26 protein-coding genes are annotated in these 23,031 nt (G+C 73.1%); 8 read left to right on the top strand and 18 right to left on the bottom strand.

Annotated elements, in window-relative coordinates:
• On the bottom strand, nucleotides 1-1,011 hold the full coding sequence (locus OVN18_RS04330; protein WP_267782200.1) for an LLM class F420-dependent oxidoreductase: 1,011 nt from the start codon (nucleotides 1,009-1,011) through the stop codon (nucleotides 1-3).
• Nucleotides 1,012-1,214: 203 nt separating this feature from the next.
• On the opposite strand from OVN18_RS04330, the gene OVN18_RS04325 reads away from it, so the two are divergent.
• Together OVN18_RS04325 and OVN18_RS04320 are read left to right on the top strand one after the other, a co-directional pair.
• Nucleotides 1,215-1,451 carry a hypothetical protein gene (locus OVN18_RS04325; protein ID WP_267782199.1) on the top strand — a complete coding sequence of 79 codons (237 nt, stop codon included), beginning with the start codon at nucleotides 1,215-1,217 and terminating at the stop codon, nucleotides 1,449-1,451.
• A complete protein-coding gene (locus OVN18_RS04320; RefSeq protein WP_267782197.1) occupies nucleotides 1,448-1,681 on the top strand; it encodes a hypothetical protein in 234 nt (77 codons plus the stop codon). Before OVN18_RS04325 ends, OVN18_RS04320 begins: the two co-directional genes overlap by 4 nt.
• 13 nt (nucleotides 1,682-1,694) lie before the next feature.
• Here the strand turns inward: OVN18_RS04320 and OVN18_RS04315 are convergent, their stop codons facing one another.
• The 4 genes from OVN18_RS04315 to OVN18_RS04300 all read right to left on the bottom strand — a co-directional run bounded on the left by OVN18_RS04315 (nucleotide 1,695) and on the right by OVN18_RS04300 (nucleotide 4,638).
• The gene (locus tag OVN18_RS04315) at nucleotides 1,695-2,120 is read right to left on the bottom strand and encodes a PGPGW domain-containing protein (protein ID WP_267782195.1); all 426 of its coding nucleotides are present in this window, start codon (nucleotides 2,118-2,120) and stop codon (nucleotides 1,695-1,697) included.
• Between the two features lie 70 nt (nucleotides 2,121-2,190).
• Nucleotides 2,191-2,394 (bottom strand): helix-turn-helix domain-containing protein, encoded by a 204-nt coding sequence (locus OVN18_RS04310; protein ID WP_267738361.1) that lies wholly within the window; start codon nucleotides 2,392-2,394, stop codon nucleotides 2,191-2,193.
• The gene (locus tag OVN18_RS04305) at nucleotides 2,394-2,873 is read right to left on the bottom strand and encodes a DUF2975 domain-containing protein (RefSeq protein WP_267782193.1); all 480 of its coding nucleotides are present in this window, start codon (nucleotides 2,871-2,873) and stop codon (nucleotides 2,394-2,396) included. Before OVN18_RS04305 ends, OVN18_RS04310 begins: the two co-directional genes overlap by 1 nt.
• Nucleotides 2,874-2,931: 58 nt before the next feature.
• Complete coding sequence (locus OVN18_RS04300; RefSeq protein WP_267782192.1) at nucleotides 2,932-4,638, bottom strand: long-chain-fatty-acid--CoA ligase; 1,707 nt, start codon at nucleotides 4,636-4,638, stop codon at nucleotides 2,932-2,934.
• A 254-nt stretch (nucleotides 4,639-4,892) separates the two neighbouring features.
• Here OVN18_RS04300 and erm point away from each other — a divergent pair, with 254 nt between their 5' ends.
• Nucleotides 4,893-5,723, top strand: coding sequence for a 23S ribosomal RNA methyltransferase Erm (gene erm / locus OVN18_RS04295; protein WP_267782189.1), 831 nt, complete (start codon nucleotides 4,893-4,895; stop codon nucleotides 5,721-5,723).
• Here the strand turns inward: erm and OVN18_RS04290 are convergent.
• The 8 genes from OVN18_RS04290 to OVN18_RS04255 all read right to left on the bottom strand — a co-directional run bounded on the left by OVN18_RS04290 (nucleotide 5,720) and on the right by OVN18_RS04255 (nucleotide 14,499).
• Nucleotides 5,720-6,793: a threonine aldolase family protein gene (locus OVN18_RS04290; protein WP_267782187.1), complete on the bottom strand. Its 1,074-nt coding sequence runs from the start codon at nucleotides 6,791-6,793 to the stop codon at nucleotides 5,720-5,722. The genes erm and OVN18_RS04290 overlap by 4 nt on opposite strands.
• Before the next feature lie 64 nt (nucleotides 6,794-6,857).
• Nucleotides 6,858-7,445 carry a nitroreductase family protein gene (locus OVN18_RS04285; RefSeq protein ID WP_267738355.1) on the bottom strand — a complete coding sequence of 196 codons (588 nt, stop codon included), beginning with the start codon at nucleotides 7,443-7,445 and terminating at the stop codon, nucleotides 6,858-6,860.
• 179 nt (nucleotides 7,446-7,624) lie between these two features.
• Nucleotides 7,625-8,809 (bottom strand): ABC transporter permease, encoded by a 1,185-nt coding sequence (locus OVN18_RS04280; protein WP_267782184.1) that lies wholly within the window; start codon nucleotides 8,807-8,809, stop codon nucleotides 7,625-7,627.
• Nucleotides 8,809-9,690, bottom strand: coding sequence for an ABC transporter ATP-binding protein (locus OVN18_RS04275; RefSeq protein ID WP_267782182.1), 882 nt, complete (start codon nucleotides 9,688-9,690; stop codon nucleotides 8,809-8,811). The genes OVN18_RS04280 and OVN18_RS04275 overlap by 1 nt, the downstream gene beginning before the upstream one ends.
• A gap of 411 nt (nucleotides 9,691-10,101) precedes the next feature.
• Nucleotides 10,102-10,818 (bottom strand): response regulator, encoded by a 717-nt coding sequence (locus tag OVN18_RS04270; protein WP_267782180.1) that lies wholly within the window; start codon nucleotides 10,816-10,818, stop codon nucleotides 10,102-10,104.
• A complete protein-coding gene (locus OVN18_RS04265; protein ID WP_267782177.1) occupies nucleotides 10,815-12,278 on the bottom strand; it encodes a sensor histidine kinase in 1,464 nt (487 codons plus the stop codon). Before OVN18_RS04265 ends, OVN18_RS04270 begins: the two co-directional genes overlap by 4 nt.
• Before the next feature lie 83 nt (nucleotides 12,279-12,361).
• Nucleotides 12,362-13,012 (bottom strand): SDR family NAD(P)-dependent oxidoreductase, encoded by a 651-nt coding sequence (locus tag OVN18_RS04260; RefSeq protein ID WP_267782174.1) that lies wholly within the window; start codon nucleotides 13,010-13,012, stop codon nucleotides 12,362-12,364.
• Complete coding sequence (locus OVN18_RS04255) at nucleotides 13,009-14,499, bottom strand: DUF6421 family protein (protein ID WP_267782173.1); 1,491 nt, start codon at nucleotides 14,497-14,499, stop codon at nucleotides 13,009-13,011. Before OVN18_RS04255 ends, OVN18_RS04260 begins: the two co-directional genes overlap by 4 nt.
• A 188-nt stretch (nucleotides 14,500-14,687) precedes the next feature.
• On the opposite strand from OVN18_RS04255, the gene OVN18_RS04250 reads away from it, so the two are divergent.
• The gene (locus OVN18_RS04250) at nucleotides 14,688-15,611 is read left to right on the top strand and encodes an AEC family transporter (RefSeq protein WP_267738344.1); all 924 of its coding nucleotides are present in this window, start codon (nucleotides 14,688-14,690) and stop codon (nucleotides 15,609-15,611) included.
• A gap of 61 nt (nucleotides 15,612-15,672) precedes the next feature.
• Here the strand turns inward: OVN18_RS04250 and OVN18_RS04245 are convergent, their stop codons facing one another.
• Nucleotides 15,673-16,281: a DedA family protein gene (locus OVN18_RS04245; RefSeq protein ID WP_267782171.1), complete on the bottom strand. Its 609-nt coding sequence runs from the start codon at nucleotides 16,279-16,281 to the stop codon at nucleotides 15,673-15,675.
• Between the two features lie 42 nt (nucleotides 16,282-16,323).
• Here OVN18_RS04245 and OVN18_RS04240 point away from each other — a divergent pair, with 42 nt between their 5' ends.
• Complete coding sequence (locus OVN18_RS04240) at nucleotides 16,324-17,118, top strand: transglutaminase-like domain-containing protein (RefSeq protein ID WP_267782170.1); 795 nt, start codon at nucleotides 16,324-16,326, stop codon at nucleotides 17,116-17,118.
• A gap of 27 nt (nucleotides 17,119-17,145) precedes the next feature.
• Here the strand turns inward: OVN18_RS04240 and OVN18_RS04235 are convergent, their stop codons facing one another.
• On the bottom strand, nucleotides 17,146-17,982 hold the full coding sequence (locus tag OVN18_RS04235; protein WP_267738341.1) for an exodeoxyribonuclease III: 837 nt from the start codon (nucleotides 17,980-17,982) through the stop codon (nucleotides 17,146-17,148).
• A gap of 111 nt (nucleotides 17,983-18,093) precedes the next feature.
• Here OVN18_RS04235 and pyrE point away from each other — a divergent pair, with 111 nt between their 5' ends.
• Both pyrE and OVN18_RS04225 read left to right on the top strand, forming a co-directional pair.
• A complete protein-coding gene (gene pyrE / locus OVN18_RS04230; protein ID WP_267782167.1) occupies nucleotides 18,094-18,642 on the top strand; it encodes an orotate phosphoribosyltransferase in 549 nt (182 codons plus the stop codon).
• A gap of 10 nt (nucleotides 18,643-18,652) precedes the next feature.
• Complete coding sequence (locus OVN18_RS04225) at nucleotides 18,653-20,020, top strand: septum formation family protein (protein WP_267782165.1); 1,368 nt, start codon at nucleotides 18,653-18,655, stop codon at nucleotides 20,018-20,020.
• A 65-nt stretch (nucleotides 20,021-20,085) separates the two neighbouring features.
• Here OVN18_RS04225 and OVN18_RS04220 read toward each other — a convergent pair whose 3' ends face one another.
• The 3 genes from OVN18_RS04220 to OVN18_RS04210 are packed head-to-tail and all read right to left on the bottom strand — an operon-like array spanning nucleotide 20,086 to nucleotide 22,218.
• Nucleotides 20,086-20,883, bottom strand: a complete 798-nt coding sequence (locus tag OVN18_RS04220; protein ID WP_267738338.1) for an HAD-IIA family hydrolase — start codon at nucleotides 20,881-20,883, stop codon at nucleotides 20,086-20,088.
• A 31-nt stretch (nucleotides 20,884-20,914) separates the two neighbouring features.
• The gene (locus OVN18_RS04215) at nucleotides 20,915-21,790 is read right to left on the bottom strand and encodes a DNA-methyltransferase (protein WP_267782164.1); all 876 of its coding nucleotides are present in this window, start codon (nucleotides 21,788-21,790) and stop codon (nucleotides 20,915-20,917) included.
• 41 nt (nucleotides 21,791-21,831) lie between these two features.
• Nucleotides 21,832-22,218, bottom strand: coding sequence for a hypothetical protein (locus tag OVN18_RS04210; protein WP_267782161.1), 387 nt, complete (start codon nucleotides 22,216-22,218; stop codon nucleotides 21,832-21,834).
• A 103-nt stretch (nucleotides 22,219-22,321) separates the two neighbouring features.
• On the opposite strand from OVN18_RS04210, the gene OVN18_RS04205 reads away from it, so the two are divergent.
• A complete protein-coding gene (locus OVN18_RS04205; RefSeq protein WP_267782159.1) occupies nucleotides 22,322-22,963 on the top strand; it encodes a TrmH family RNA methyltransferase in 642 nt (213 codons plus the stop codon).
• The last annotated feature ends 68 nt before the right edge of the window (nucleotides 22,964-23,031 follow it).

Genomic DNA, 23,031 nt, shown 5'->3' with positions numbered 1-23,031 from the left:
TCAGCCCTGAGCCAGCGCGGGCGCGACCTCGCGCTCGAACAGCTCGATGCCGCTGAAGTCGTAGGCCGCCTCGGGGAAGTACAGGATCGCGTAGGTCATGCCGAGCGCGTCCATCGCGCGCAGGCGCTCGACGATCTGCTCGGGCGTCCCAGCGAGCCCGGTGCCGTCGCGCAGGTCGCGAACGGCGCCCGCGGCCTTCTCGGCGCCGATGTACGGGGTGAGGCGGGCCTCGATCGCGTCGACGCGCTGCAGCACCTCGGCGGCGTCGCGGCCGATGACGATGTTGTAGTTCGACGAGCGGGTGATGGCGCCGAAGTCGGTGCCGAGCCGCTCGCAGTGCCCGCGCAGGATCTCGCTCTTGCGGGTGAACTCGTCGGGGCTGCCGGCGAAGTTCGTGTACTGGCCGTACTGCGCGGCGATGCGCAGGGTGACCTTCTCGCCGCCGCCGGCGATCCACAGCGGGATAGCGGGCTTCCCGTCGGCGCCGGTCTGCGGGGGCTGCGGCTGCAGGATGGCGCCGGAGGCCTGGTAGTAGCGGCCGTCGAGGGTCGCCGTGCCCTCGCGCCAGGCCTGGCTCATGATCTGCACGCCCTCGTCGAGCATCCGCAGTCGGTCGCCGATCTCGGGGAACCCGTAACCGTAGGCGTTCCACTCGTGCTCGTACCAGCCGCCGCCGATGCCCATCTCGGTGCGCCCGCCGGAGACGTGGTCGACGGTCGCGGCGACCTTCGCCAGGTGCATCGGGTTGCGGTAGCCCATGCAGGTGCACATCTGGCCGAGGCGCACGCGGTCGGTGACGGCGGCGAAGGCGGCCATGAGCGTCCACGCCTCGTGGGTCGCCTGGTCGGTCGGCACGGGCACGGTGTGGAAGTGGTCGTAGACCCAGATCGACTCCCAGGGCCCCGCGTCGGCGTGCTGCGCGAGACGCTTCATCACCGCCCAGTGCTCGCTCGGGTCGATGTCGACGAGGTCGTGGCGCCAGCCCTGGGGGATGAAGAGTCCGAATCGCATGACTCTCACCCTAGGACGGGATGCCGCGCGGGCGGCCATTGCCGATCTCGAATCTGGGATGCGCGTGTGCGTGGTGTGCTCGGTGGTCGCGCGACCGACGGCCGTTTGCCAGGATGATCTGTGACGAAGGTTCGGGAACTGCGTTGCGCGTGCCGGCGCCGATGCCCGGATCGCCACCACGACACGCGGAACCGAGGTGCTCGATGCACGTCGACAATGGGCAGCTGATCATCAGCATGCGCACCCGGTGGATCTTCTTCTGGCTCGAGGCGCTCGGGCTGGTCCTCTCGTTCGTGTTCCTCCGCGGACCGGAGATGTGGGTCTTCGCCGGTCTCTGCGCGCTCGGCGCGCTGGCGACGGGGCTCGACATCCGAGAGCTGAAGCGGATCACTCGCCGCGAGCGCGGCGACCAGGAGCTTTCGGACGAGGAGCAGCGTTGACGACCAAGGGCAAGCACTTCACGCACCCCGGTTACCCGATCGTCCTGGGATCGATCTCGATCGTCCTCGGGCTGCTCTCCATCGCCGTGCCCTACCGGGACGAGCCGTCGACCCGGGGCCTGCCCGCGCTGCTCGGCATCCCGGTGTGGGGCGTCGGTGCGTTCTGCATCGTGATGGGCGTGCTGTTCGTGGCGATCGGGATCCGTCAGGCCGTGCTCTCTCGACGCTGAGCCGCGCGTTCCGTCAGGAGTGCTGGGTGGGACCGCTCGTACGATCGCCGGCCTGCGGCGGGGCCTCGTTCGTCGTGCGGGCCGCGCGCCGGGCATCCCGTCGGGCCTTCGCGGCGGCCGCCGCGCGCTTCGCCAGCGCGACGCCCTGCCGGTTGAGCTTCTTCGCCCGCTCGTCCTCGGTGCCGAGGATGGCGAGGCCGCCGAGGGCGATGAGCGCTCCGGGGCCCGGCAGGGGCATGAGCACGATGCCGAGGCCGACGGTCGTGCCGCCGACGACCTTGACGCCCGTGCGGTAGACCTTGTCGACGCCAGGCCGCTTGCGGATCGCCTCGCGGGCGGCGCTCGCCGTGGCGCGCACGGGGCCGGCCTTCGCGGCGCGGTCGCCCGCGGCGTACCCGGGGTCGTCGGGGTGCAGGATGCGCGGCTCGGAGTCGGTCACCCCTCCAGCGTGCGCGCCGACGCTTGGAGCGGCCTCAGCGCGCGCTCGACCCGACGGCGGTGCGATCTCACTAGGGCTCGTACCGCAGCAGGTCGCCCGGCTGGCAGTCGAGCACGGCGCACATCGCCTCGAGCGTCGTGAACCGCACGGCCTTCGCCCGCCCGTTCTTGAGCACGGCCACGTTCGCCGGAGTGATGCCGATGCGGTCGGCGAACTCGCCGACGCTCATGCCGCGCTCGACGAGCAGGCGATCGATCGCGATGGTGATCGGCATCAGACGACCTCGGCGAGTTCTGCGCGGGCCGCGGAGGCCTGACGCAGCAGCCGGGTGAGCACGAGCAGGAGGAGCAGGAGGGTGACGCCGACCAGCATGACGCCGATCATGGCGAACGCGAGGAGGGGCGGGTTGCCTCCGACTCCGAAGGACAGGGTCGCGGACACCGCGGCCACCACGAGCGTGGCGCCCGCGATGCAGACCATGAGCCCCCGCACCCAGGCGAACGCCCGCGGGTCGAAGATGCGGTCGCCGCGGGCGAGCACTGCGAGGCGCGCGATGCAGAGGAGACCGAGCTGCACGAACACCCCGGCCGCGACCGCCGCGACGCCGAACGGCACGATGAGCGATTCGAGCTCGGGGAACTCCCTGCCGAACTCGGCCGCCGCGAGCGGCACGATCACGAGCTGCAGGCCCAGTACCCCCAGCGCGAGCAGAGCGAGAAGCGCGAGGAGCGGTGCCGTCAGCCAGCGTGCCATGGGTCCTCCATCGATCGAATGTCAATAGAAAACTATCGACTAACGATCGATGCGGCAACTAGCGCGCGGCCGACCCGGCCTGCAGCTGCTCGCGCACCTCGCGGCGCAGCACCTTGCCGATGAGCGACACCGGGAGCGCATCCAGCACCGTGAACCGGCGGGGCACCTTGTAGGCGGCGAGGCTCTTCTTGGCGTGCTCGCGCAGCGCCTCGACGTCGAGGGTCGCGCCCTCGGCGAGCACGACGGCGGCGACGAGCTCCTCGCCGCCATGCGGCGACTCGAGGCCGACGACGGCGGCGCTCTCGATGCTGGGGTGGGCCGCGAGAACCTGCTCGACCTCGCTCGGGGCGACGTTGAAGCCGCCCGTGATCACGAGCTCCTTGATGCGGTCGACGATGGTGATGAAGCCGTCGGGCGAGACCGTGACGATGTCGCCCGTACGCAGCCAGCCGCCCGGCAGCAGGGTCGCGGCGGTCTCCTCGGGCTTGTTCCAGTAGCCCTGGAACACCTGAGGGCCGTGCAGCAGCAGCTCGCCCTCCTCGTCGAAGCCGCGATCGATCGAGGTGTCATCGGGGTCGACGACGCGGATCGTCGTGCTCGGGAACGGCACGCCGACCGTGCCCGGGCGCCGGCTCGGGCCGATCGGGTTGCCGACGGCGACGGGGGAGGACTCGGTCATGCCGTAGCCCTCCACGAGCAGGCCGCCGGTCGCCGCCTCCCACGTCTCGACGGTGCTGACGGGCAGGCTCATCGCGCCCGAGATGGCGAAGCGGATGCCGTCGAGGCTCACGCCCTTCTCCGCCGCCCCCGAGGCGAGCCGCTGGTAGATCGGCGGCACGGCGGGCAGGAAGGTCGCGGGCGTGCGCCGCATGACCTCGAGCACGAGCTCGACGGTGAACTTCGGCAGCAGCACCAGGCGCGCGCCGATGCTCATCGCGAAGGTGAGGCAGAGGGTGAGCCCGTAGGCGTGGAACATCGGCAGCGCCGCGTAGACGACCTCCTCGCCCTCGGCGAGGCCCGGCACCCAGGCCCGTCCCTGCGCGGCGTTCGCGCGCAGGTTGCGGTGGGTGAGGATGGCGCCCTTCGGGCGGCCGGTCGTGCCGCTCGTGTACTGCAGGGCGGCGATGTCGTCGAGGGCGGGGCGGGGATGCCCGGCCTCGAGCCGCGCTCCGCGCTCGAGCGCGGCCCACGCCACGACCCCCGCGGGCAGCCCGCCCGAGGTGAGCGCCGCGCGCGAGCTGCGCGCCTTCGCGATCGGCAGCCGGAGCATCGCGCGCGTCCCGCGCGGCATCTCGCGCGTCATGTCGACGCCGACGATCAGCGTGATGCCGAGCTCGTCGGCGAAGCCGCGCACCGTCTCCGCCGTGTTGTCCCACACGATGGCGACGCGGGCGCCGTGATCCTCGAACTGGTGCTTGAGCTCGTCGGCCGTGTAGAGCGGGTTGTGCTCGACAACGATCGCGCCGAGCCGCAGCACCGCGTAGAAGGCGATGACGTGCTGCGGGCAGTTCGGCAGCACGATGGCGACGCGGTCGCCGTGGCCGACGCCGCGGGCGGCGAGGGAGGCCGCCACCCGGTCGATGCGCTCGCCGAGGCGGGTGTAGGTGATCGTCTCGCCGAAGAAGTCGAGCGCCGCATTCGGGCCGAAGCGCGCGACGGAGGCGTCCATCATGTCGACGAGCGTCTGCGTGGGCGGATCGATGTCGTGGGGGACACCGGGCGCGTACTGGTCGAGCCAGGGGCGGTTCTCGAAGACGGAGGGCATCCCCGCATTCTGCCCGGTCGAGCCGGGAGGCCGCTCGGGTGGAGTTCCGCTCACGAGCGGTGCTAGCGTCGAGGCCATCATGGATTACACGACGCTGATCCGGTGGCGCCGCCGCTAACGGCGAGCGCGACCCCTCCCCTCGAAGTCCGACCGCGACCGATGTCGCGTCGGTCCTCCGTGCTCGACCGTTCTCCCGGTCATCGCCGGCGCAGCCTCTGAGTGCTGTCCGGCTCCTTCTGAGCAACGGAGCACCCATGTCTCGTCGACGCCCCGCGTCATCATCCCCGCGCCCGTCCACCCCGCGAACCGCCGCCGACGGCGGCGGCCACCCGCTGAGCCGGCGCCATGACCTCGGCCAGAACGACCTCGTCGACGCGCGCACCATCCGCGCCGTCGTCGACGCGGCCGCCGCGACGCGCGGGCCGATCGTCGAACTCGCGGCCGGCACCGGGCGGCTGACGGCCCCTCTCGCGGGCCTCGGGCGGTCGCTCACGGCGATCGAGCTCGACCCCCGCCGCGCCGATGCCCTCCGCTCGCGCCTGCCCGCCGCCGTCCGCGTCGTGCAAGGCGATCTGCTGACGGCCGCGCTGCCCCGAGCGCCCCACGTCGTCGTCGGCAATCTGCCGTTCCACCTGACGACCGCGGCCCTGCGGCGACTGCTCGCCGCCGAGCACTGGACGAGCGCGGTGCTCATCATGCAGTGGGAGGCTGCGCGTCGACGGGCGGGCATCGGCGGAGGCAGTCAGCTGACCGCCCAGTGGTCGCCGTGGTTCGCCTTCCGCGTCGACCGCCGCATCCCCTCGACGGCGTTCCGCCCGCGACCGGCGGTGGATGCCGCACTCCTGCTCATCGACCGCCGACGCGCCCCGATCGTGCCGTCCGCCGACCGCGTCGCCTACCAGCGCTGGGTCGGTGCGGTCTTCTCGGTGCCGGGGGCGGCGGCGCTGGCACTCGCGCGGGTCGACGGTACCGGGCGGCGTGCCGCGAGGGAGCGGTGCCGACGCGCGGGGATCGACGCCGAGCGCGCGGTCTCGCGCATCACCGCCGAGCAGTGGGGGCTCCTCTGGGCGAGGCGGCCTCGCTAGCGCGTGAGCTCCTCGCGCACGACCGCGAGGAACGCGTCGATGTCGGCCTCGGTGGTGTCGAAGGCGCACATCCAGCGGACCTCGCCGGCGGCGCGATCCCAGTCGTAGAAGCGGAAGCGCTCGCGGATCCGGTCGGCGGCGTCGTTGGCGAGCAGCGCGAAGACGGCATTGGCCCGGGTCGCCTGGCTGAAGCCGAGCGAGTCGGCGGGCACGACGCCTGCGGCGAGCATCCCCTCGAGGCCGGCTCGCAGGCGCGCGGCCATGGCGTTCGCGTGCGACGCCGAGCGGATGCCCAGACCGTCGTCGAACAGGGTGAGCAGCTGCGCCGAGATGAAGCGCATCTTGCTCGCGAGCTGCATGTTCATCTTGCGCAGGTACACGAGGCCGTCGACGCGGGAGGGGTCGAGCACGACGATCGCCTCGGCGCCGAGCAGGCCGTTCTTGGTGCCGCCGAGCGAGAGCACGTCGACGCCCGCATCGGCCGTGAAGGCGCGCAGGGGAGTGCCGAGGGCGGCGGCGGCGTTCCAGACGCGGGCGCCGTCGAGGTGCAGGGCCATGCCGCGCTCGTGCGCGTGGTCGGCGAGGGCGCGCACCTCCTCGGGCGTGTAGACGGTGCCGACCTCGGTGGTGTTGGTGATGCTCACGGCGAGAGGCTGGGCGCGGTGCTCGTCGCCCCAGCCGAAGGCCTCCGTGTCGACCAGCTCGGGCGTCAGCTTGCCGTCGGGAGTCGGCACGGTGAAGAGCTTGAGGCCGCTGACGCGCTCGGGCGCCCCGCCCTCGTCGGTGTGGATGTGCGCCGTGCCGCTCGCGATGACGGCGCCCCAGCGCGGCATGAGCGCGGTGAGCGCGAGCACGTTCGCGCCCGTGCCGTTGAACACCGGGAACACCTCGGCCTGCTCGCCGAACTCGGCCTTCACGACCTCGGCCAGGCGGGCGGTGTACTGATCCTCGCCGTAGGCGATCTGGTGGCCCTCATTGGCCTCGGCGATGGCCTGCAGCACCTCGGGGTGCACCCCCGCGTAGTTGTCGCTGGCGAAGCCCCGGTAGCCGATGTCATGAAGTCGCGTCACGCGTTCATTCTCCCACCGTCCCGCGGCCCGGGCGCGCGGCCGTGCGCGGTTCGGGATGCCCTGCTCAGCGCCCGTCGAGCACCACGAGCTCGGCGCGCTCGAGGCGCGTGCGCGGCGCGGTCTCGCGCTCGCGCAGGGCCTCGGGCAGAGCATCCGCATCGCCGAGGGCGCCGATCGCGCTCACCGTCACCAGCTGCAGGCCCGCGTCGAGGCCGAGCGCGGTGTGCAGGCCCGCCGCGTCGAGACCGGCCATCTGGTGCACGAGCAGGCCGTCGGCGTGCGCCTGCACGCTGAGGTGGGCCATCGCCTGGCCGAGGTCGTGCAGGGCGAGGGGCCGGTCGCGGCCGTCGGAGCCGACGGGCTCGATCAGTCCGGCGATGAGCAGCGGGGCGTGCTGCGCCCAGTCGCGGTTGAAGCCGACGAGGTGCTCGACGATCGTGTCGAAGGCGGAGGATCCGCGCGGGGCGACGACGAAGCGCCACGGCTGCGAGTTGTTGGCCGAGGGGCTCCAGCGGGCGGCCTCGAGCATGGCGTCGATGGCGGCGGCGTCGACGGCGGGCGAGCCGGCGAAGGCGCGGGTGCTCCACCGCTCGGCGAGCACGTCGAGGATGGGGGCCGCGGTCTCGGCCCGGCGGGTGGTGGTGAGGCTCATGTCGTCGCTCCAGGGTGCGCGGGATCGTCGGGCCCCAGGATGCCGGGGACGCGACGGAGGGAACAGGAACGGCGCCGCTTCCGCGACGCCGCCCCTGAGCCAACGGCGCTCCCGCGCCCAGCATTCCCGCCGATGGTGGTCGAGCGCGCCCGCACCCGACCACCGCCGACCTCTCCCGCTCAGCCCTTGAGGGCCTCGGTGAGCTTGACGCGGCCGCCCGTGCGCAGCAGCGAGTTCTGGTAGATCCGGGCGCCGAGGGCGACCACGAGCGCGGTCGAGACGGCGAGCACCACGAGCGAGACCAGGGGCTCCCACCACTGGGCGCTTCCGAGGAAGACGCGCATGGGCATCCCGACCGGGGCGGAGAACGGCACGTACGACATGATCGTCAGCACCAGGTCGTTCTCGTAGAAGAAGATGACCAGGAAGTACGGCACCATCACGAGGTAGATGAGCGGGGCGAGCACCGCACCGGTGTCCTCCATGCGGCTGACGAGGGATGCCGCAGCCGCGTACATCGAGGCCAGCAGCACGAACCCGATGGCGAAGAAGACCAGGAACCACAGCACCGAGGGGCCCAGGTCGCTCAGCAGCACGTCCTGCCCGATCACCATCAGACCGACCGCGGCGAGCACGGCGATCGCCACGATCTGCCCCAGCGCGAGCACGGAGTTGCCGAGCACCTTGCCCGCCAGCAGCGCCCGGGCCGGCACGGCGGAGAGCAGGATCTCGACGATGCGGGTCTGCTTCTCCTCCACGACGCTCTGCGCGATCGTGCCGCCGAAGGTGCTCGCGGCGAAGAGGAACAGCAGCCCGAACCCGAAGGCCACGAGGTAGCCGAAGACGCTCTCGGCCGGGGCCGGTTCGAGCAGCCGCACCTCGGGAGTGATGGCGAGCGCCTGCAGCAGCCCGCCGGGCGCCGACTCCAGCGCGATGACCTCGACGGTCGGCCCGCCCTCGACGGGGTTCTCGACGGGAACGACGGCGGCATCGACCTCGCCCTCCTCGACGAGCGCCTCGGCCTCGGCGACCGAGCCGACGTCGGTGACCTCGTAGCCCTCGACCTCGTCGAAGACGGAGGCGACGCCGCCGACCGCCGCGACCGGCGTCGTGTCGTCGCCGGCCGTGCGGCTCACGAGGCCGCTCACGACGATCGAGGCGAGCACCGCCACGAGCAGGATCACCGTCGAGATGATGAACGACTTCGAGCGGATGCGGCTGGTGATCTCGCGGCCGGCGACGAGTCCGACCGCGCTCGGGAAGCTGAGGCGCGGGGCGGCCGCGTTGCGGTTCGCGCGCTCCTCGGCGGCGCTCGACCGGGGGTTCGGCGCCGGGTTCTGGGGGCGGTTCTGCGTGGTGGTCATCACTGCACGACCTCTCGGAAGATCTCGGTCAGGGTGGGGCGGCGCGGCGCGAAGCGGTGCACCTCGCCGCGGCGGGCCGCGTGCTGCAGCACCGACTGCGCGCCGGCGGGCTCGGCCTCGAACAGCACGTAGCCGCCGTCGAACTCGACGACGTCGACGTCGGGCAGCTCGCGCACCCAGGCGGCGTCGTCGGCGACCTGCAGCTCCCACTGCTTGCCGGCGTTGGCCGCGCGCAGCTCCTCGCGGGTGCCGGCGGCGCGGATGCTGCCGCCCGCGATCACGACGATGTCGTCGCACAGCCGCTCGACGACGTCGAGCTGGTGGCTGGAGAACAGCACGGGCACGCCTCGCGCCGCCCGCTCGGCGAGAACCCCGAGCACGGTCTCGACGGCCATCGGGTCGAGGCCCGAGAAGGGCTCGTCGAGCACGAGCACGTCGGGGTCGTGCACGAGGGCGGCGGCGATCTGCGCGCGCTGCTGGTTGCCGAGCGAGAGCTTCTCGATCGGCTCGTCGCGGCGCTCGGTCAGCTCGAGGCGATCGATGAGGTCATCGGCCTTCGTCGCGGCGTCGCCGGCGCGCAGCCCGCGCAGGCGCGCGAGGTAGACGAGCTGCTCGTGCACCTTCATCTTCGGGTAGAGCCCGCGCTCCTCGGGCATGTAGCCGAAGCGGCGGCGGTCGTCGGCCGTGAGCGGTCGGCCGTCGAGCGAGACGGTGCCGCTGTCGGCGGCGAGCACGCCGAGCATGATGCGCATGGTCGTCGTCTTGCCGGCGCCGTTGCCCCCGACGAACCCCGTCAGCCGGCCCTCGCCGACCGTGAAGCTCACCGAGTCCAGTGCGCGGCGCTCGCCGAAGTGCTTGGTCACGTCTCTGATCTCGAGCATGGATGCCCCTTCCGTCGGGTACCACGGTAGGGAGCGCGGGTGCGCGCGGGCATCCGTCTGGCGGGTGGTCGTGCGGTGCGGGGCTCCCCCTCGCGGGGGAGGGTGCGGCGGTGGTTCGACGGTCCGACAGGCCGCAGGGTCGACTCGGTCAGTCGCGCTCTTGGCGCAAATTCAGGCACGACTCGGCGCGTCGATCGACCTTGAGCTACGACACGCCGTCGTGAGGCTCCGGATGCCTGAATTCGTGCCGGCGACGCGCGGTGATGCCGCTGTCGCGTCCTGATCGCGGGCAGCTCACGGCGGCGGGATGCTCGGCCGGGGCTCACGAGCGGTGCTGGCCCGCGCGGCGCGAGGCGCGGCGCGAGGCGCGGTCGCGCGCGGGCCCGCACCGGGCGGCGACGCGCGGCGCGCCTACGCCGGGTCGCCGGGAACGGCCACGCCGTTCTCGTAGGCGAAGACCACCGCGTGCACGCGGTCGCGCAGGCCGAGCTTCATGAGCACCTTCGAGACGTGCGTCTTGACGGTCGCCTCGCCGAGCCAGAGCTCGCCCGCGATCTCGGCGTTGCTGCGACCCCGGGCGAGCAGGCGCAGCACCTCGGTCTCGCGCTCGGTGAGGTCGTCGAGGCGCTCATCGGCCGGACGGGCGGCCTCGCGCTCGGTCGTCACCCGCTCGATGACGCGGCGGGTGACGTCGGGCGCGAGCAGCGCGTCGCCCGCCGCGACGACCTGCACGGCGTCGACGAGCTTCTCGGGGCTCGCGTTCTTCAGCAGGAACCCGCTGGCCCCCGCGTCGAGCGCCGCGAACAGGTAGTCGTCGCGGTCGAAGGTGGTGAGCACGAGCACGCCGGGGCCGGTCGCGGCGCTGCCGGGAGCATCCCGCGCCTGTCGCCCCTCGCGGGCGGAACGATCGGCGACGATGCGGCGCGTCGCCTCGAGGCCGTCCATGCCAGGCATCTGCACGTCCATGCAGACGACGTCGGGGGCGAGCTCGGCGGCGCGGAGGACGGCCTCGGCGCCGTCGCGCGCCTCGCCGACGACCTCGATGCCGGGCTCCGATTCGAGGATCGTGCGGAAGCCCATGCGCACGAGGTCGTGGTCGTCGACGAGGAGGACGCGGATCGCGGTCATGAGCGGGCTCCGGGGGAGGCGGCGCCGGATGCGGGGCTCGGCGTCGGGTCGGGCGGGGCGGGCGCCGCCGCGGGCGCGGACGGCGACGGGGCGCCGGTCGGGGCGACGTCCGCCGTCGGCTCCGCCACGACGAGCGGCACGGATGCTCGCACGAGGTAGCCCCCGCGGCTGCGGGGCCCCGCCTCGAGGGTGCCGCCGACGGCGGCGAGCCGCTCGCGCATGCCGACCTGCCCGAGCCCGCCCCCGGCCCCGGATCCGGCGGCCGAGCCCGCGCGCGGCGCCGGCCGCATCCCGCGCGCCCCCACCCCGGTGTCGGCGACCTCGAGCTCGACGGCCCGCTCGGTGAAGCGCAGGCGCACGTCGAGCGCGGCCGAGGCGCCGGCGTGCTTGAGGCTGTTGGTCACGGCCTCGCGGGCCACTCGGTAGAGCGTCGTGTCGATGAGGGGCGAGAGCGGTACGGGCTCGCCGACGATCGAGAGCGCCGCGGCCCGGCCGGTGCCGCGCACCTCGGCGACGAGCGAGTCGAGCTGCGCGGTGCCCCGGGTGCTGGGGCCGTCCTCCGCGGCGCCGACGATCTCGTCGGCGCGGCGCAGCGTCGACACGAGCCGGTGCAGCTCGTCGACGGCCTGCCGGGCCGAGCCCTCGATGGCCTCGAGCGAGCGTACGGCCGCCTCGGTCGCGTCGGGTCGGCCGCCGGCGAGCGCGCGACGGGCGGCTCCCGCCTGGATGCCCATGACCGAGACGTGGTGCGCGACGACGTCGTGCAGCTCGCGCCCGATGCGCACGCGGTCGAGGGCCACCGCCTGCTCGGCCGTGCGCTCCCGCTCGCGCGCGAGCTCCTCGGTGCTGGCCCGCAGCTCGGCCCGCTCGCGCGCGGCGTTCCAGGCCCGGTCGCCGAAGGCCCAGGCCCCGGCGAAGTAGAGGATGTTGGTGATGACGCTGATGAGCCCGAAGGCGACGCCGGGCGCGATGAGCCCGACGCCGGACTCCTCGTCGAACATCGAGGTGTCGAACGCGGCCTGGGTGGTCGACCAGAACAGCCACCCGAACATGCCGATCACGATGACGATGCGGCTGATGAGAGCGGCGCGACGGTGGCGGCTCCACGCCCCGATCGAGTACATGGCCGAGAACAGCGCGATGTTGCTGAAGAGCACCTCGGGCACCTCGGCCGTGATGCCGAGGAAGTAGACGATCGAGATCACGACGGTCACCGTGATCGGGGCGATGCGACGCCAGACGAGCGGGCCCGAGAACCCGAGGATCATCAGGGCGGCCTCCCACACCTCGGGCGGCTCGCCGTCGCCGAAGAAGTTCGCCGAGGAGTAGAGCCAGACCGCGAAGGCGCCGCCCGCCGCGATGCCGAGCGCGAGCAGCGCGTCGGCCCGCATGCCGTCGCGCCCCGGCCGGGGCCGGCGCCAGCGGCCGTCGGGGTCGAGGTCGAGATCGGCAGCGGTCATCCCAGCACGCTAGCCGCCGAGGCGGTCGCGCGGCATCCGTCGCACGGCGGATCCGCCGCCCGGTGCCACTCCGACCGCGCGCCCTACTCCTCGACGACCCGTCCGTCGCCGAGCGAGACGAGAGCGCCGTTGAGCTGCGCGTGCGGCAGCTCCCACAGCGCGGCGATGCTCTCGGAGAGGGCGTCGACGACCCCCTCGTCGTCGAGCGACCGCACGACGAAGGTGATCGCCGCCGTCGGGGTGCCCTTGACGCGCCAGCCGGTCGCGAGCGCGGCCATCCACGTCTCGACGGCCGCCTTGAGGGTGACGTAGTTGGCCATGCCCCAGCGCGGTTCGGCGACGGATGCGCTGCTCACCGCGACCAGGCGACCCGCGCTCGACGCGCTGAGGTCGTCGCGCAGCTCGCGGCTGGTGACGCGCAGGGTGGTCAGCACGCGGCGCTCGAGCCACTCCCAGTCGGCCTCGCCCGCGCCGCCGCGCCAGCCGCCGACGAGGTGCACGAGGCCGTCGACGCCGCCCCGCCGAGCTCGGATGTCGGCCGCGAGCGCGGCGACCGCATCCGGATCGGCGAGATCGATCGCGTGCGACTCGGCGGCCGCGACGCCCGTCAGCGAGGCGGCGCGGGAGCCGAGGGCGACGACGTGCGCGCCGCCGGCGGTGAGGGCCGCGCAGACCGCGCGCCCGGCGGTGCCCCCCGCGCCGGCGACGAGGACGGTGCGGCCCTCGGCGCTCACGCGGTGCGGCCCGTGATGCCGGCGGTCGACTCGATGACGACCGTCATCTTCTTCTGCAGCGCCTCGAAGAACATCGACAGCGGGAACTCGTCGTCCATCACGAGATCCGTCCAGCCCTTGAGCGGCCCCTCGAGCACCTCGCGCGGCAGCCCCGCCGCCCATGTCGAGGCGGGGTGCGGGGTGAGCGTCGAGGAGACGAGCGCGTAGGCGGCGAGCCAGTGCGCGCCCTTGGGGCGGTCGATCGAGGCCCAGTACAGGTCGTTGATCGCGTCACCGAGGGCGACGACGACGTCGGGAACGGCATCCCAGTCGATGGCGAGCCGGGTGTCCGTCCAGTGCAGAACGCCCTTCTGGTGCATCCAGGCGAACAGCAGCTGACCGCCGACGGCGTCGTAGTTGCGCACGCGCGTGCCGGTGATCGAGAAGCGGAAGATGCGGTCGAAGATGATCGCGTACTGCACCAGTTGGGCGTGCTCGCGGGTCACGGCGTCGGTCGCCTCGTCGCGCTGCAGGCGCACGGCCTCGCGGAACGCGGTGAGGTCGCAGCGCATCTCCTCCAGCGAGTAGAGGAAGAACGGCATGCGCTGCTTGATCATGAAGGGGTCGAAGGGCAGGTCGCCGCGCATGTGGGTGCGGTCGTGGATCATGTCCCACATCACGAAGGTGCGCTCGGCGAGCTCCTGATCCTCCAGCAGCCGCGCGGCGCCCTCGGGCAGCTCGAGCTTGGTGATCTCGGCCGCGGCGCGCACGACGCGGCGGTAGCGGGCGGCCTCGCGGTCGGCGAAGATCGCCCCCCACGTGAACGTCGGCAGCGCGGCGGGCGTGCCCTCGGGCGCCCCGGCCGGAACGCGCGGAGTGACGGCGACCGACTCGGGGAACAGCACCGCCGAGTTCGTGTCGTACCCGGGCGTGAAGCCCGCGAAGCGCAGGCCGAGGTAGAGCGGGTTTGTGTACTCGCCGGCCTCGAGCTCGGCGATGAAGTCGGGCCAGATGACCTCGATGACGACGGCCTCGACGAGGCGGTCGGTCGAGCCGTTCTGCGTGTACATCGGGAACACCACGAGGTGCGCGGCGCCGTCGCGGCGGTCGGCGGCGGGCGCGAAGGCGGCGAGCGAGTCGTAGAAGTCGGGCACGCCGAACCCGCCGTCGCGCCAGGCCTCGAAGTCGGCCGCGGCGGCGAGCAGGTAGTCGCGATCGTTCGGGATGCGCGGCGCGAAGTGCCGCAGCGCGTCGACGATCACGGCCACGTGTGCGGCGGCCTCGGCGTGGGCATCCCGCTCGGGGATGGAGCCGTCCTTCACCTGGTGCGGGCGGATCGCGAGCGCGGCCCGCTCGAGCCGCCCCCAGGCGGGGTCGGCGACGATCTCGGCGGCGGTGATGGCGGGCGCGTCGACGGCGCGGCCGGCGTCGAGGATGCGGGCGTCCTCGACGACCTCGGGTTCGCCGATGATCGTGCGGGCGCCGGTGGTGCGGGCGGTGTCGGTCATGGTCCCTCCTTCGTCGAGTCAGGCCGCGTGCGCGGCATGACGAGCCTATGCAGAGGATCGCTGCGGAGGATTGTGGCTGACGCAGTAAAGCTGCGTCCGCGCACGAATCTGCGCTCGCATCCGCTGGCAATGGCAGAGCGGGGTCTACGACGGGCGATCGCTCACGGTCCCTGCGCGAGACTGGGGGGATGGCCGGAGTGCTCACGGGGTTCGCGATCATCGGCGCGATCGTCGCCATCGGCTACGTCGTCGGCCGCCTGCGCGTGCTGCCCGCGGGCACCGACACCGCCCTCGGCCGCACCGCCTTCTACGTCTTCTCGCCCGCCCTGCTGTTCACGGTGCTCGCCGACGCCGACATCGGGCAGCTCTTCTCGGCGCTGCTGCCCGTCTCGGCCGCCGCCGCCCTGCTCTGCCTGCTCGTGTACGCGGTGGTGGCGCGTCTGGTGTGGCGCCGGGGCGCCGCCGAGTCCACGATCGGGGCGCTGGGGTCGAGCTACACGAACGCGAACAACATCGGCCTGCCGCTCGCGGCGTACGTGCTGGGGGATCCGGCGCTCTCGGCCCCGGTCATCCTGCTGCAGCTCGTCATCATCGCGCCGATCGCGCTCACCGTGCTCGACGTCTCGACGAGCGGCCGGCTCTCGGTGGGCCGCGTGCTGACGCAGCCGTTCCGCAGCCCGCTCATCATCGGCTCGCTGCTGGGCGTCGTCATCGCCGTCACCGGGCTCGAGCTGCCCGACCCGGTGATGGAGCCGTTCCGGCTGCTGGGCGGAGCGGCCGTGCCCGTCGTCCTCTTCGTGCTCGGCCTCTCCCTCACCGGGCAGCGCGTGCTGGAGCCGGGCTCGGGACGCCGCGACGTGCTGCTCGCGACGGGGCTCAAGATCGTCGTCATGCCGCTCGCGGCGTGGCTGGTGGGGGCGTTCGTCGTCGGACTGGAGGGGGCGGAGCTCTTCACCGTCGTCACCCTCGCGGCGCTGCCGGCGGGGCAGAACGTGTTCCAGTACGCGCAGCGCTATGACCGGGCGGTCGTCGTCGCGCGCGACACCGTGCTCATCACGACGGCGCTCTCGGTGCCGGCGCTCGTGATCGTCGCGGCCCTGCTCGCGCCCTAGCCCGCCCGAGCCCGGCGGCGCGCCCGGCGGTGCGCCCGGTCGCGCGCGGGGGCGAGGCCGCTCAGCCGGCGCGGCGGCGCTTGCGGATGCGCACCACGACGACCGCGAGCACGGCGATGATCGCGATGACGAGGATGCCCCGCGAGTACGTGCCCATGAACTGCTCCACGGCCGTCCAGTTCTCGCCGAGCACGAAGCCGAGGATGACGAAGAGGCTGTTCCACAGTCCGGAGCCGAGGGTCGTCAGCAGGATGAAGATCGGCAGCGGCATCCGGTCGACGCCCGCGGGGATGGAGACGAGGCTGCGCACGATGGGCACGAAGCGACCGGTGAAGACCGCGGTCTTGCCGTGCCGGTGGAACCAGACCATCGCCTTGTCGACGTCATCGGCGCTCATGAGCGGCACCTTCTCGGCCCACCGCCGCAGGCGCTGCGCGCCGAGCCCCTGCCCGAGGTAGTAGAGCGCGACGGCGCCGACGATCGAGCCGAGCGTGGTCGCGAGGATGGCGCCGACGATCGTGAACGAGCCCTGGCTGGCGGTGAAGCCCGCGAGCGGCAGGATGATCTCGCTGGGGATGGGCGGGAAGATGCTCTCGATGGCGACCAGGAGGCCGGCGCCGAACAGGCCCAGCGACTCCATGATGGCGACGGCCCACTCATCGATTCCCATGGGGGCCGAGCCTACCGGCCGCACCACTGCCACTATCGACTCATGCGCAGACACTGCACCGCCGAGCTGGCCATCACCGCGACGGGGGATGCCCGCCTCGTGCTCTCCGTCGCCGCCCACGCCCCGACCCTCCCGGTCGACGAGCACCTCGAGGCGACGCTCGACGGCAGCCCGCTGCGCGTGACCGAGGTCGTCGATCCGCACGGCGCGCGCCTGCACCTGCTCGACGTCACCGCGGGCGAGGTGCGGGTGTCGTACCGCGCGACCGTGGAGGGGCGCGCCGAGCCGCTCGCCGTCTCGGCCCTCGACGAGATCGTGTACCTGCGACCGAGCCGGTACGCCGAGTCGGACTCGCTCGGGCCGACCGCGCGCCGGGAGTTCCGCGGGCTCGAGGGCACCGAGCTGCTGTTCGGCGTGAGCTCGTGGGTGGGCGAGCGCCTCGCCTACGTGCCGGGCTCGAGCCTTCCGACCGACGGCGCCGTGCGCACGCTGCTCTCGAGCCAGGGGGTCTGCCGCGACTACGCGCATCTCGTGGTGGGGCTTCTGCGCGCCCTCGACGTGCCGGCCCGTCTCGCCTCGGTCTACGCGCCCGGGCTCGACCCGATGGACTTCCACGCGGTCGCCGAGGCGGCGATCGACGGCCGGTGGTGCGTCGTCGACGCCACGACCCTCGCCCCGCGGTCCTCGCTGCTGCGCATCGCGGCCGGGCGCGACGCGAGCGACACGGCGTTCCTCAGCGTGCGGGGCGGCGGCGTCTCGCTCGACGACCTGACCGTCACGGCGACGGCCGACGAGCTGCCGGACGACGACCTGACGCGGCTGGTGTCGCTGGGCTGAGCGGGGCGCTCGGGTGCCGGCTCCCGGCTAGAAGATCATCGGGCGGTCGTCGTCGTCCTCGTCCTCCGAGAGCTCGACCACGACGGGCACGTGGTCGCTCGGGGCGTCGCCCTTGCGCTGCTCGCGCTCGATGCGGGCATCCACCACGCGGTCGGCGAAGGCCGGCGACCCGAGCACGAAGTCGATGCGCATTCCCTCGTCGCGCGGGAACCGCAGCTGCTTATAGTCCCAGAACGTGTAGCCCTCGGGAACGAGCGGGCGCACGACGTCGGTCATCGCGACCTGCTCGAAACGGGCGAAGGCTGCGCGCTCGGCGGGCGAGATGTGGGTCGAGACGCCGGGCACGAAGCTCGGGTCGCCCATGTCGGCATCGGTCGGCGCGACGTTGAAATCCCCCGTGAGCGCGAGCGGCGCCCCCGGGTTCTCGCGCTGCCAGCGCTCGGCGTCGGCGCTGAGCGCCTCGAGGAACCGCAGCTTGTAGTCCATGTGCGGGTCGTCGAGGGCGCGGCCGTTCGGGATGTAGAGGCTCCAGACGCGCACCCCGTCGACGGTGACGCCGAGCGCGCGGGCCTCCTGCGGGGCATCCGGCCCGTCATGCCCCTTCGCGAAGCCGGGCTGGCCCGAGAAGCCGACCTCGACGTCGGTCATCGGACGGCGGCTGGCGACGGCGACGCCGTTCCACTGGTTGAGGCCGTGGATCTGCACCTCGTAGCCGGCCTCCTCGAAGACCTCGATCGGGAACTGCTCGTTCTTGCACTTGATCTCCTGCATCGCGAGCACGTCGATGTCGGCGGCGACCAGCCAGTCGACGACGCGCTGCTTGCGGGTGCGGATCGAGTTGACGTTCCAGGTGGCGATGCGCATGAGCCCAGCGTACGGTCGTGGGCCCGCCGGAGCCTGCGGGGCGGCGGGGCGCCGGGGCGGCGGGGCGCCGCGGGCCGGAGGCGGGTGCGGGGCCGCGGGTAGGCTGACCGCGTGACCGACGCACGCGAGCAGCTGATCCAGTACATCCGCGATGAGGCCGTGTTCCACGGCGACTTCACCCTCTCGAGCGGCAAGAAGGCGACGTACTACATCGATCTGCGCAAGGTCAGCCTCGACCATCGCGTCGCGCCGCTCATCGGGCGGGTCATGACCGAGCTCATCGCCGACATCCCCGACATCGCCGCCGTCGGCGGGCTCACCATGGGCGCCGACCCGATCGCGGCCGCCGTGCTGCACCAGGGGGCCGCCGCCGGCCACGCCTACGACGCCTTCGTCGTGCGCAAGGAGCCGAAGGACCACGGCCGCGGCAAGCAGGTCGAGGGCCCAGAGCTCGAGGGCAAGCGCGTCATCGTGCTGGAGGACACCTCGACCACGGGCGGTTCGCCGCTCGCCGCCGCCCGCGCGCTCGAGAAGGTCGGCGCGATCGTCGTCGCGGTGGCCGTCGTCGTCGACCGGGCGACCGGTGCGCAGCAGGTCATCGAGGATGCCGGATACGAGTACCGCGCCGCACTCGGCCTCAGCGACCTCGGGCTCGCCTAGGGTCGAGCGCATGACCGACGACCGGCCGGAGCGCGCCGACGGCGTGCCGTCGGCACCGCCCTCGGCACCGGACGCCGGGCGCCCCGACGGCGTGCCGTCGGCACCGCCCTCGGCGTCGGACGCCGGGCGCCCCGACGGCGCGCTGCCGTCGCGACGGGCGGTGCGGGCCGCTGCGTCCGCCGGCGAGCAGGAGCCCCCGTCGGTCGTCCCATCGGAGCCCGTCGCCGACGCGGGCGCGCCGCCGGAGCTCGTCGAGCCCCCGGTGCCGTCCGCTCCCGCCCCCGGCCCCGCGACCGAGCCGGTCGCGATCGAGGACCTCGCCACGCAGGCCATCGCCGTCGAGGACCTCACGACGCAGGCCGTGCCCATCGAGGAGCTCGTCACCCAGGCCGTGCCGATGGGCGAGCTGCTCGATCCGCCCCCGCCGGCGAACGTGGATGCCCCCACCGAGCTCATCGCCGACGCGGGCGACCTCGCCTCCGCTCGGCCCTCCGGCCCCTCCACCCTCGACACCGTCTTCGGCGACTCCGCCTTCGTCGAGTACGAGGATGCTCCGCTGCTCGCCCGCCGCCCCGACGAGACCCGCTCGGGCCGCCGCGCATCCCCGGCGGCGCCGGCCGCGGGCGATGCCGCCGCCTCCGCCGCACTCGCGGGGGCGGTCGCACCGACGCGCGCATCCGCCGCCGGCACCGCCGCCGGCACCAGCACCGGCATGCCGCGCAGCCAGAAGGTGCTCATCGGCATCGCGGTGGGGCTCGGCGTGCTCGTCGCCGTCATCGCGGCCTTCATCATCGGCATGCGCCTGCCCGGCCTGGTGGGCTTCGGACCGGTGGCGTCGATGGGGCCGGGCCTCGAGAGCTCGGCCGCGCCGAGCGGGGAGCCCGGTGCCGACCCGAGCGCCGGCGACACGGGCGCCGACGCGGGCGCCGATCCGAGCGCCGACCCGACCGCCGAGCCCGCCCCGAGCGAGAGCGCCGCCCCGGCGACCGGCCCGCTGCCCCCGGGACTGCAGGAGTGGGACGCTCTGGTGGGCGGGGAGTGCCTCGACCCCTTCATCGACCCGTGGCAGGAGGAGTACGTCGTCGTCGACTGCGCCGCCCCGCACGCCGCCCAGCTCGTCGTCGTCGGCACCCTGCCCGGCGAGGAGGTATCGGCCTACCCGGGGGAGGAGGCGCTCGCCGGCCAGATCCCGGCGCTGTGCCGCGCGGCCGGCGTGATCGACCTCGCGGCGGGCGCCGCGTACCGCGACCTGCAGGTCGAGGGGGCGTACCCGGTCTCGGCCGAGGACTGGGCCGAGGGGGAGCGCCGCTACAGCTGCTTCGTGACGCGCAGCTCGGGCGAGCCGATCACCGGGTCGCTCGCGGCTCCGCTCGGCTGAGGCGGGGCATCCCGCGATGACGGTCGACGGCGGAGGGGCATCCCGAACCGCGATCGACCGCCGCGCTACAGCTCGACCTCGACCGGCTCGCTGCTGACGAGCTCGTGCACGCCCGAGAGGATCTCGCTCGGGCGGAACGGGTAGCGGCCGATCTCGCGCTCGTCGCTGATGCCCGTCATCACGAGGATGGTGTGCAGCCCGGCCTCGATGCCGGCGACGATGTCGGTGTCCATGCGGTCGCCGATCATGGCCGTGTTCTCGCTGTGCGCGCCGATGCGGTTCATCGCCGAGCGGAACATCATCGGGTTCGGCTTGCCGACCACGTAGGGCTCCTTGCCGGTCGCCTTCGTGATGAGCGCGCTGATGGCGCCCGTCGCGGGCATCGGCCCCTCGGCGCTCGGGCCGGTGGCGTCGGGGTTGGTCGCGATGAAGCGGGCGCCGGTGTTGATGAGGCGGATGGCCTTCGTGATGGCGTCGAAGGAGTAGTTGCGGGTCTCGCCGACGACGACGTAGTCGGGGTTCGTCTCGGTCATGATGAAGCCCGCCTCGTGCAGGGCCGTGGTGATGCCGGCCTCGCCGATGACGAAGGCGCTGCCGCCGGGCATCTGGCTGCGGCAGAAGTCGGCGGTCGCGAGAGCGCTCGTCCAGATCGACTCCTCGGGCACGTCGAGCCCGCTCGAGCGCAGGCGCGCGGCGAGGTCGCGCGGGGTGAAGATCGAGTTGTTCGTCAGCACGAGGAACGGGGTGCCGGTGTCGCGCCACTGCTGGATGAGGGCGGCGGCCCCCGGCAGCGCGGTGTTCTCGTGGACGAGCACGCCGTCCATGTCGGTCAGCCAGCACTCGATCTCACTGCGGTCAGCCATGGAGGGAGCCTAGCGGCGCGTCATGTCGCGCTCATGCCCGATGGATGTCGAGACCGAGTCGGCGCTGCATCACGGCGACGGCGTCGGGGCTCTCGTCGATCGCGATGACGCGGCGCCCGAGCAGGCGGGCGGCCTCGGCCGTCGTGCCGCTGCCGGCGAAGGGGTCGAGCACCCAGTCGCCCTCGGCGCTCGAGGCCTGCACGATGCGGCGCAGCACGCCGAGCGGCTTCTGCGTGGGGTAGCCGGTCTTCTCGCGGCCGGTCGTCGTGACGATCGTGTGCCACCAGACGTCGGTGGGCAGCTTGCCGCGGGCCGCCTTCTCGGCCGTGACGAGCCCCGGAGCCATGTACGGCTCGCGGTCGACCGCGGTGGAGTCGAAGTAGTACGCGGAGGGGTTCTTCACGTAGACGAGGATCGTGTCGTGCTTTGTCGGCCAGCGCGATCGCGACTTCGCGCCGTAGTCGTAGGCCCAGATGATCTCGTTGAGGAAGCAGTCGCGGCCGAACAGCGCGTCGAGGGCGACCTTCGCGTAGTGGGCCTCGCGGTAGTCGAGGTGCAGGTAGAGGGTTCCGCGGTCGTCGAGCAGCCGCCAGGCCTCCTCGAGCCGCGGCGCGAGGAAGCCCCAGTAGTCGGCGAAGCGATCGTCGTAGCGGGTGAGGGCCTCCACGGTGCGGGTGTAGCTCGTGCCCGTGTAGCCGCGCCACGCCCCCTCCGGGTCGCGCACGTTGCGGGTCGTGGCCCGCTGCTGAGCCCGGCCGGTGTTGAACGGCGGGTCGAGGTAGATGAGCCGCATGCTCGCCTCGGGCAGGCGGCGCATGGCCGCGAGGTTGTCGCCGTGCACGAGCAGGTCGGGGCCGTCGGGGTGCCAGAGCGGGGCATCCGGATGATCGGCGCCGGTTTCGCTCATGGGGCGAGATTAACAGCCGCGGGGCGCCGACCCGTGCGGCCTCAACCCCCGAGCAGCGACGCGAGCAGGAGCGGCAGGGTGTTGACGATCACCGCCCACGCGGCCGTGACGATCCCGATCACGAGGGGGATGGTGGCCGATCGCGCACCGCGACGACGCGCGCCCTCGCCGAGCACGATCGCGGCGACCGGGGCGATGAGCATCACCGACACCGCGATGATCCCCGCCCGCACGATGACGGCGATACCGCTCGACTCGGGATCCTCGCCCGCGAGCGCGCCCCCGATCACGAAGGCCGCGACGACCCCGACGGGGATGAGCGCGACGGCGACCCAGGCCCCGATCAGCCGGCGCCGGGCGGGAACGGCGCGAGTGCCGTCGACCGCGGTCGTCGACGTCTCCGGGATCCGGGATCCGTTCCGATTCATGGCGATCACCCTTCTCGTCGCGCCGTCGCTGCCGGGGTCCCGCTCATGGTCGTCCTGCGCGGCACCGGCCGATAGGGCACAAAGCCCCCCGTAGCCTGAGGTCGTGACCGAACCCGAGCTGCCCGTCGAGCGCCCGGCGCACGGCGTCGGCCCGCACCCCGAGCCCTGGCCCGACGACCCCCGGCTCGACCCGGAGCTGCTGCGCGAGGGCGACGCCCGCAACGTCGTCGACCGCTACCGGTACTGGAGCATGGCCGCCATCGTCGCCGACCTCGACGAGCGGCGGCACCCGTTCCACGTGGCCATCGAGAACTGGCAGCACGACATGAACATCGGCTCGATCGTGCGCACGGCCAACGCGTTCCTCGCCGCCGAGGTGCACATCGTCGGCCGCCGCCGCTGGAACAAGCGCGGCGCCATGGTGACCGACCGCTACCAGCACGTGCGCCACCACGAGTCCGTCGCCGAGCTCGTCGAGTTCGCGCGCGCTCGCGGGCTGACCATCGTGGCGGTCGACAACGTCGAGGGCAGCAGACCGGTGGATGCCCGGCCCCTGCCCGAGCGGTGCCTGCTGCTCTTCGGGCAGGAGGGCCCCGGGCTGAGCGCCGAGGCGCTCGCCGCGGCCTCCGAGGTCGTCGAGATCCGGCAGTTCGGGTCGACCCGGTCGATGAACGCCGGAGCCGCCGCCGCCGTCGTCATGCACGAGTGGGTGCGGGTGCACGCGGCATCGGCCGGAGCATCCTGACCCGGAGCGGACGCGAGGACGACGACCGCGATCCGCTCTTGACCCGGCCTGCCGCGACCGATGGACTG

Source organism: Microcella daejeonensis (genome assembly GCF_026625045.1).
GTDB classification, from domain to species: domain Bacteria; phylum Actinomycetota; class Actinomycetes; order Actinomycetales; family Microbacteriaceae; genus Microcella; species Microcella daejeonensis.
This window is presented reverse-complemented; position numbering and strand designations above follow the sequence as displayed.

Bases quoted from the DNA above. Each gene is read 5' to 3' on its own strand.
- OVN18_RS04330 (WP_267782200.1), bottom strand. From the start codon at position 1,011: ATGCGATTCGGACTCTTCATCCCCCAGGGCTGGCGCCACGACCTCGTC.
- OVN18_RS04325 (WP_267782199.1), top strand. From the start codon at position 1,215: ATGCACGTCGACAATGGGCAGCTGATCATCAGCATGCGCACCCGGTGG.
- OVN18_RS04310 (WP_267738361.1), bottom strand. From the start codon at position 2,394: ATGCCGATCACCATCGCGATCGATCGCCTGCTCGTCGAGCGCGGCATG.
- OVN18_RS04305 (WP_267782193.1), bottom strand. From the start codon at position 2,873: ATGGCACGCTGGCTGACGGCACCGCTCCTCGCGCTTCTCGCTCTGCTC.
- OVN18_RS04300 (WP_267782192.1), bottom strand. From the start codon at position 4,638: ATGCCCTCCGTCTTCGAGAACCGCCCCTGGCTCGACCAGTACGCGCCC.
- erm (WP_267782189.1), top strand. From the start codon at position 4,893: ATGTCTCGTCGACGCCCCGCGTCATCATCCCCGCGCCCGTCCACCCCG.
- OVN18_RS04285 (WP_267738355.1), bottom strand. From the start codon at position 7,445: ATGAGCCTCACCACCACCCGCCGGGCCGAGACCGCGGCCCCCATCCTC.
- OVN18_RS04280 (WP_267782184.1), bottom strand. From the start codon at position 8,809: ATGACCACCACGCAGAACCGCCCCCAGAACCCGGCGCCGAACCCCCGG.
- OVN18_RS04275 (WP_267782182.1), bottom strand. From the start codon at position 9,690: ATGCTCGAGATCAGAGACGTGACCAAGCACTTCGGCGAGCGCCGCGCA.
- OVN18_RS04270 (WP_267782180.1), bottom strand. From the start codon at position 10,818: ATGACCGCGATCCGCGTCCTCCTCGTCGACGACCACGACCTCGTGCGC.
- OVN18_RS04265 (WP_267782177.1), bottom strand. From the start codon at position 12,278: ATGACCGCTGCCGATCTCGACCTCGACCCCGACGGCCGCTGGCGCCGG.
- OVN18_RS04255 (WP_267782173.1), bottom strand. From the start codon at position 14,499: ATGACCGACACCGCCCGCACCACCGGCGCCCGCACGATCATCGGCGAA.
- OVN18_RS04250 (WP_267738344.1), top strand. From the start codon at position 14,688: ATGGCCGGAGTGCTCACGGGGTTCGCGATCATCGGCGCGATCGTCGCC.
- OVN18_RS04245 (WP_267782171.1), bottom strand. From the start codon at position 16,281: ATGGGAATCGATGAGTGGGCCGTCGCCATCATGGAGTCGCTGGGCCTG.
- OVN18_RS04240 (WP_267782170.1), top strand. From the start codon at position 16,324: ATGCGCAGACACTGCACCGCCGAGCTGGCCATCACCGCGACGGGGGAT.
- OVN18_RS04235 (WP_267738341.1), bottom strand. From the start codon at position 17,982: ATGCGCATCGCCACCTGGAACGTCAACTCGATCCGCACCCGCAAGCAG.
- OVN18_RS04225 (WP_267782165.1), top strand. From the start codon at position 18,653: ATGACCGACGACCGGCCGGAGCGCGCCGACGGCGTGCCGTCGGCACCG.
- OVN18_RS04220 (WP_267738338.1), bottom strand. From the start codon at position 20,883: ATGGCTGACCGCAGTGAGATCGAGTGCTGGCTGACCGACATGGACGGC.
- OVN18_RS04215 (WP_267782164.1), bottom strand. From the start codon at position 21,790: ATGAGCGAAACCGGCGCCGATCATCCGGATGCCCCGCTCTGGCACCCC.
- OVN18_RS04210 (WP_267782161.1), bottom strand. From the start codon at position 22,218: ATGAATCGGAACGGATCCCGGATCCCGGAGACGTCGACGACCGCGGTC.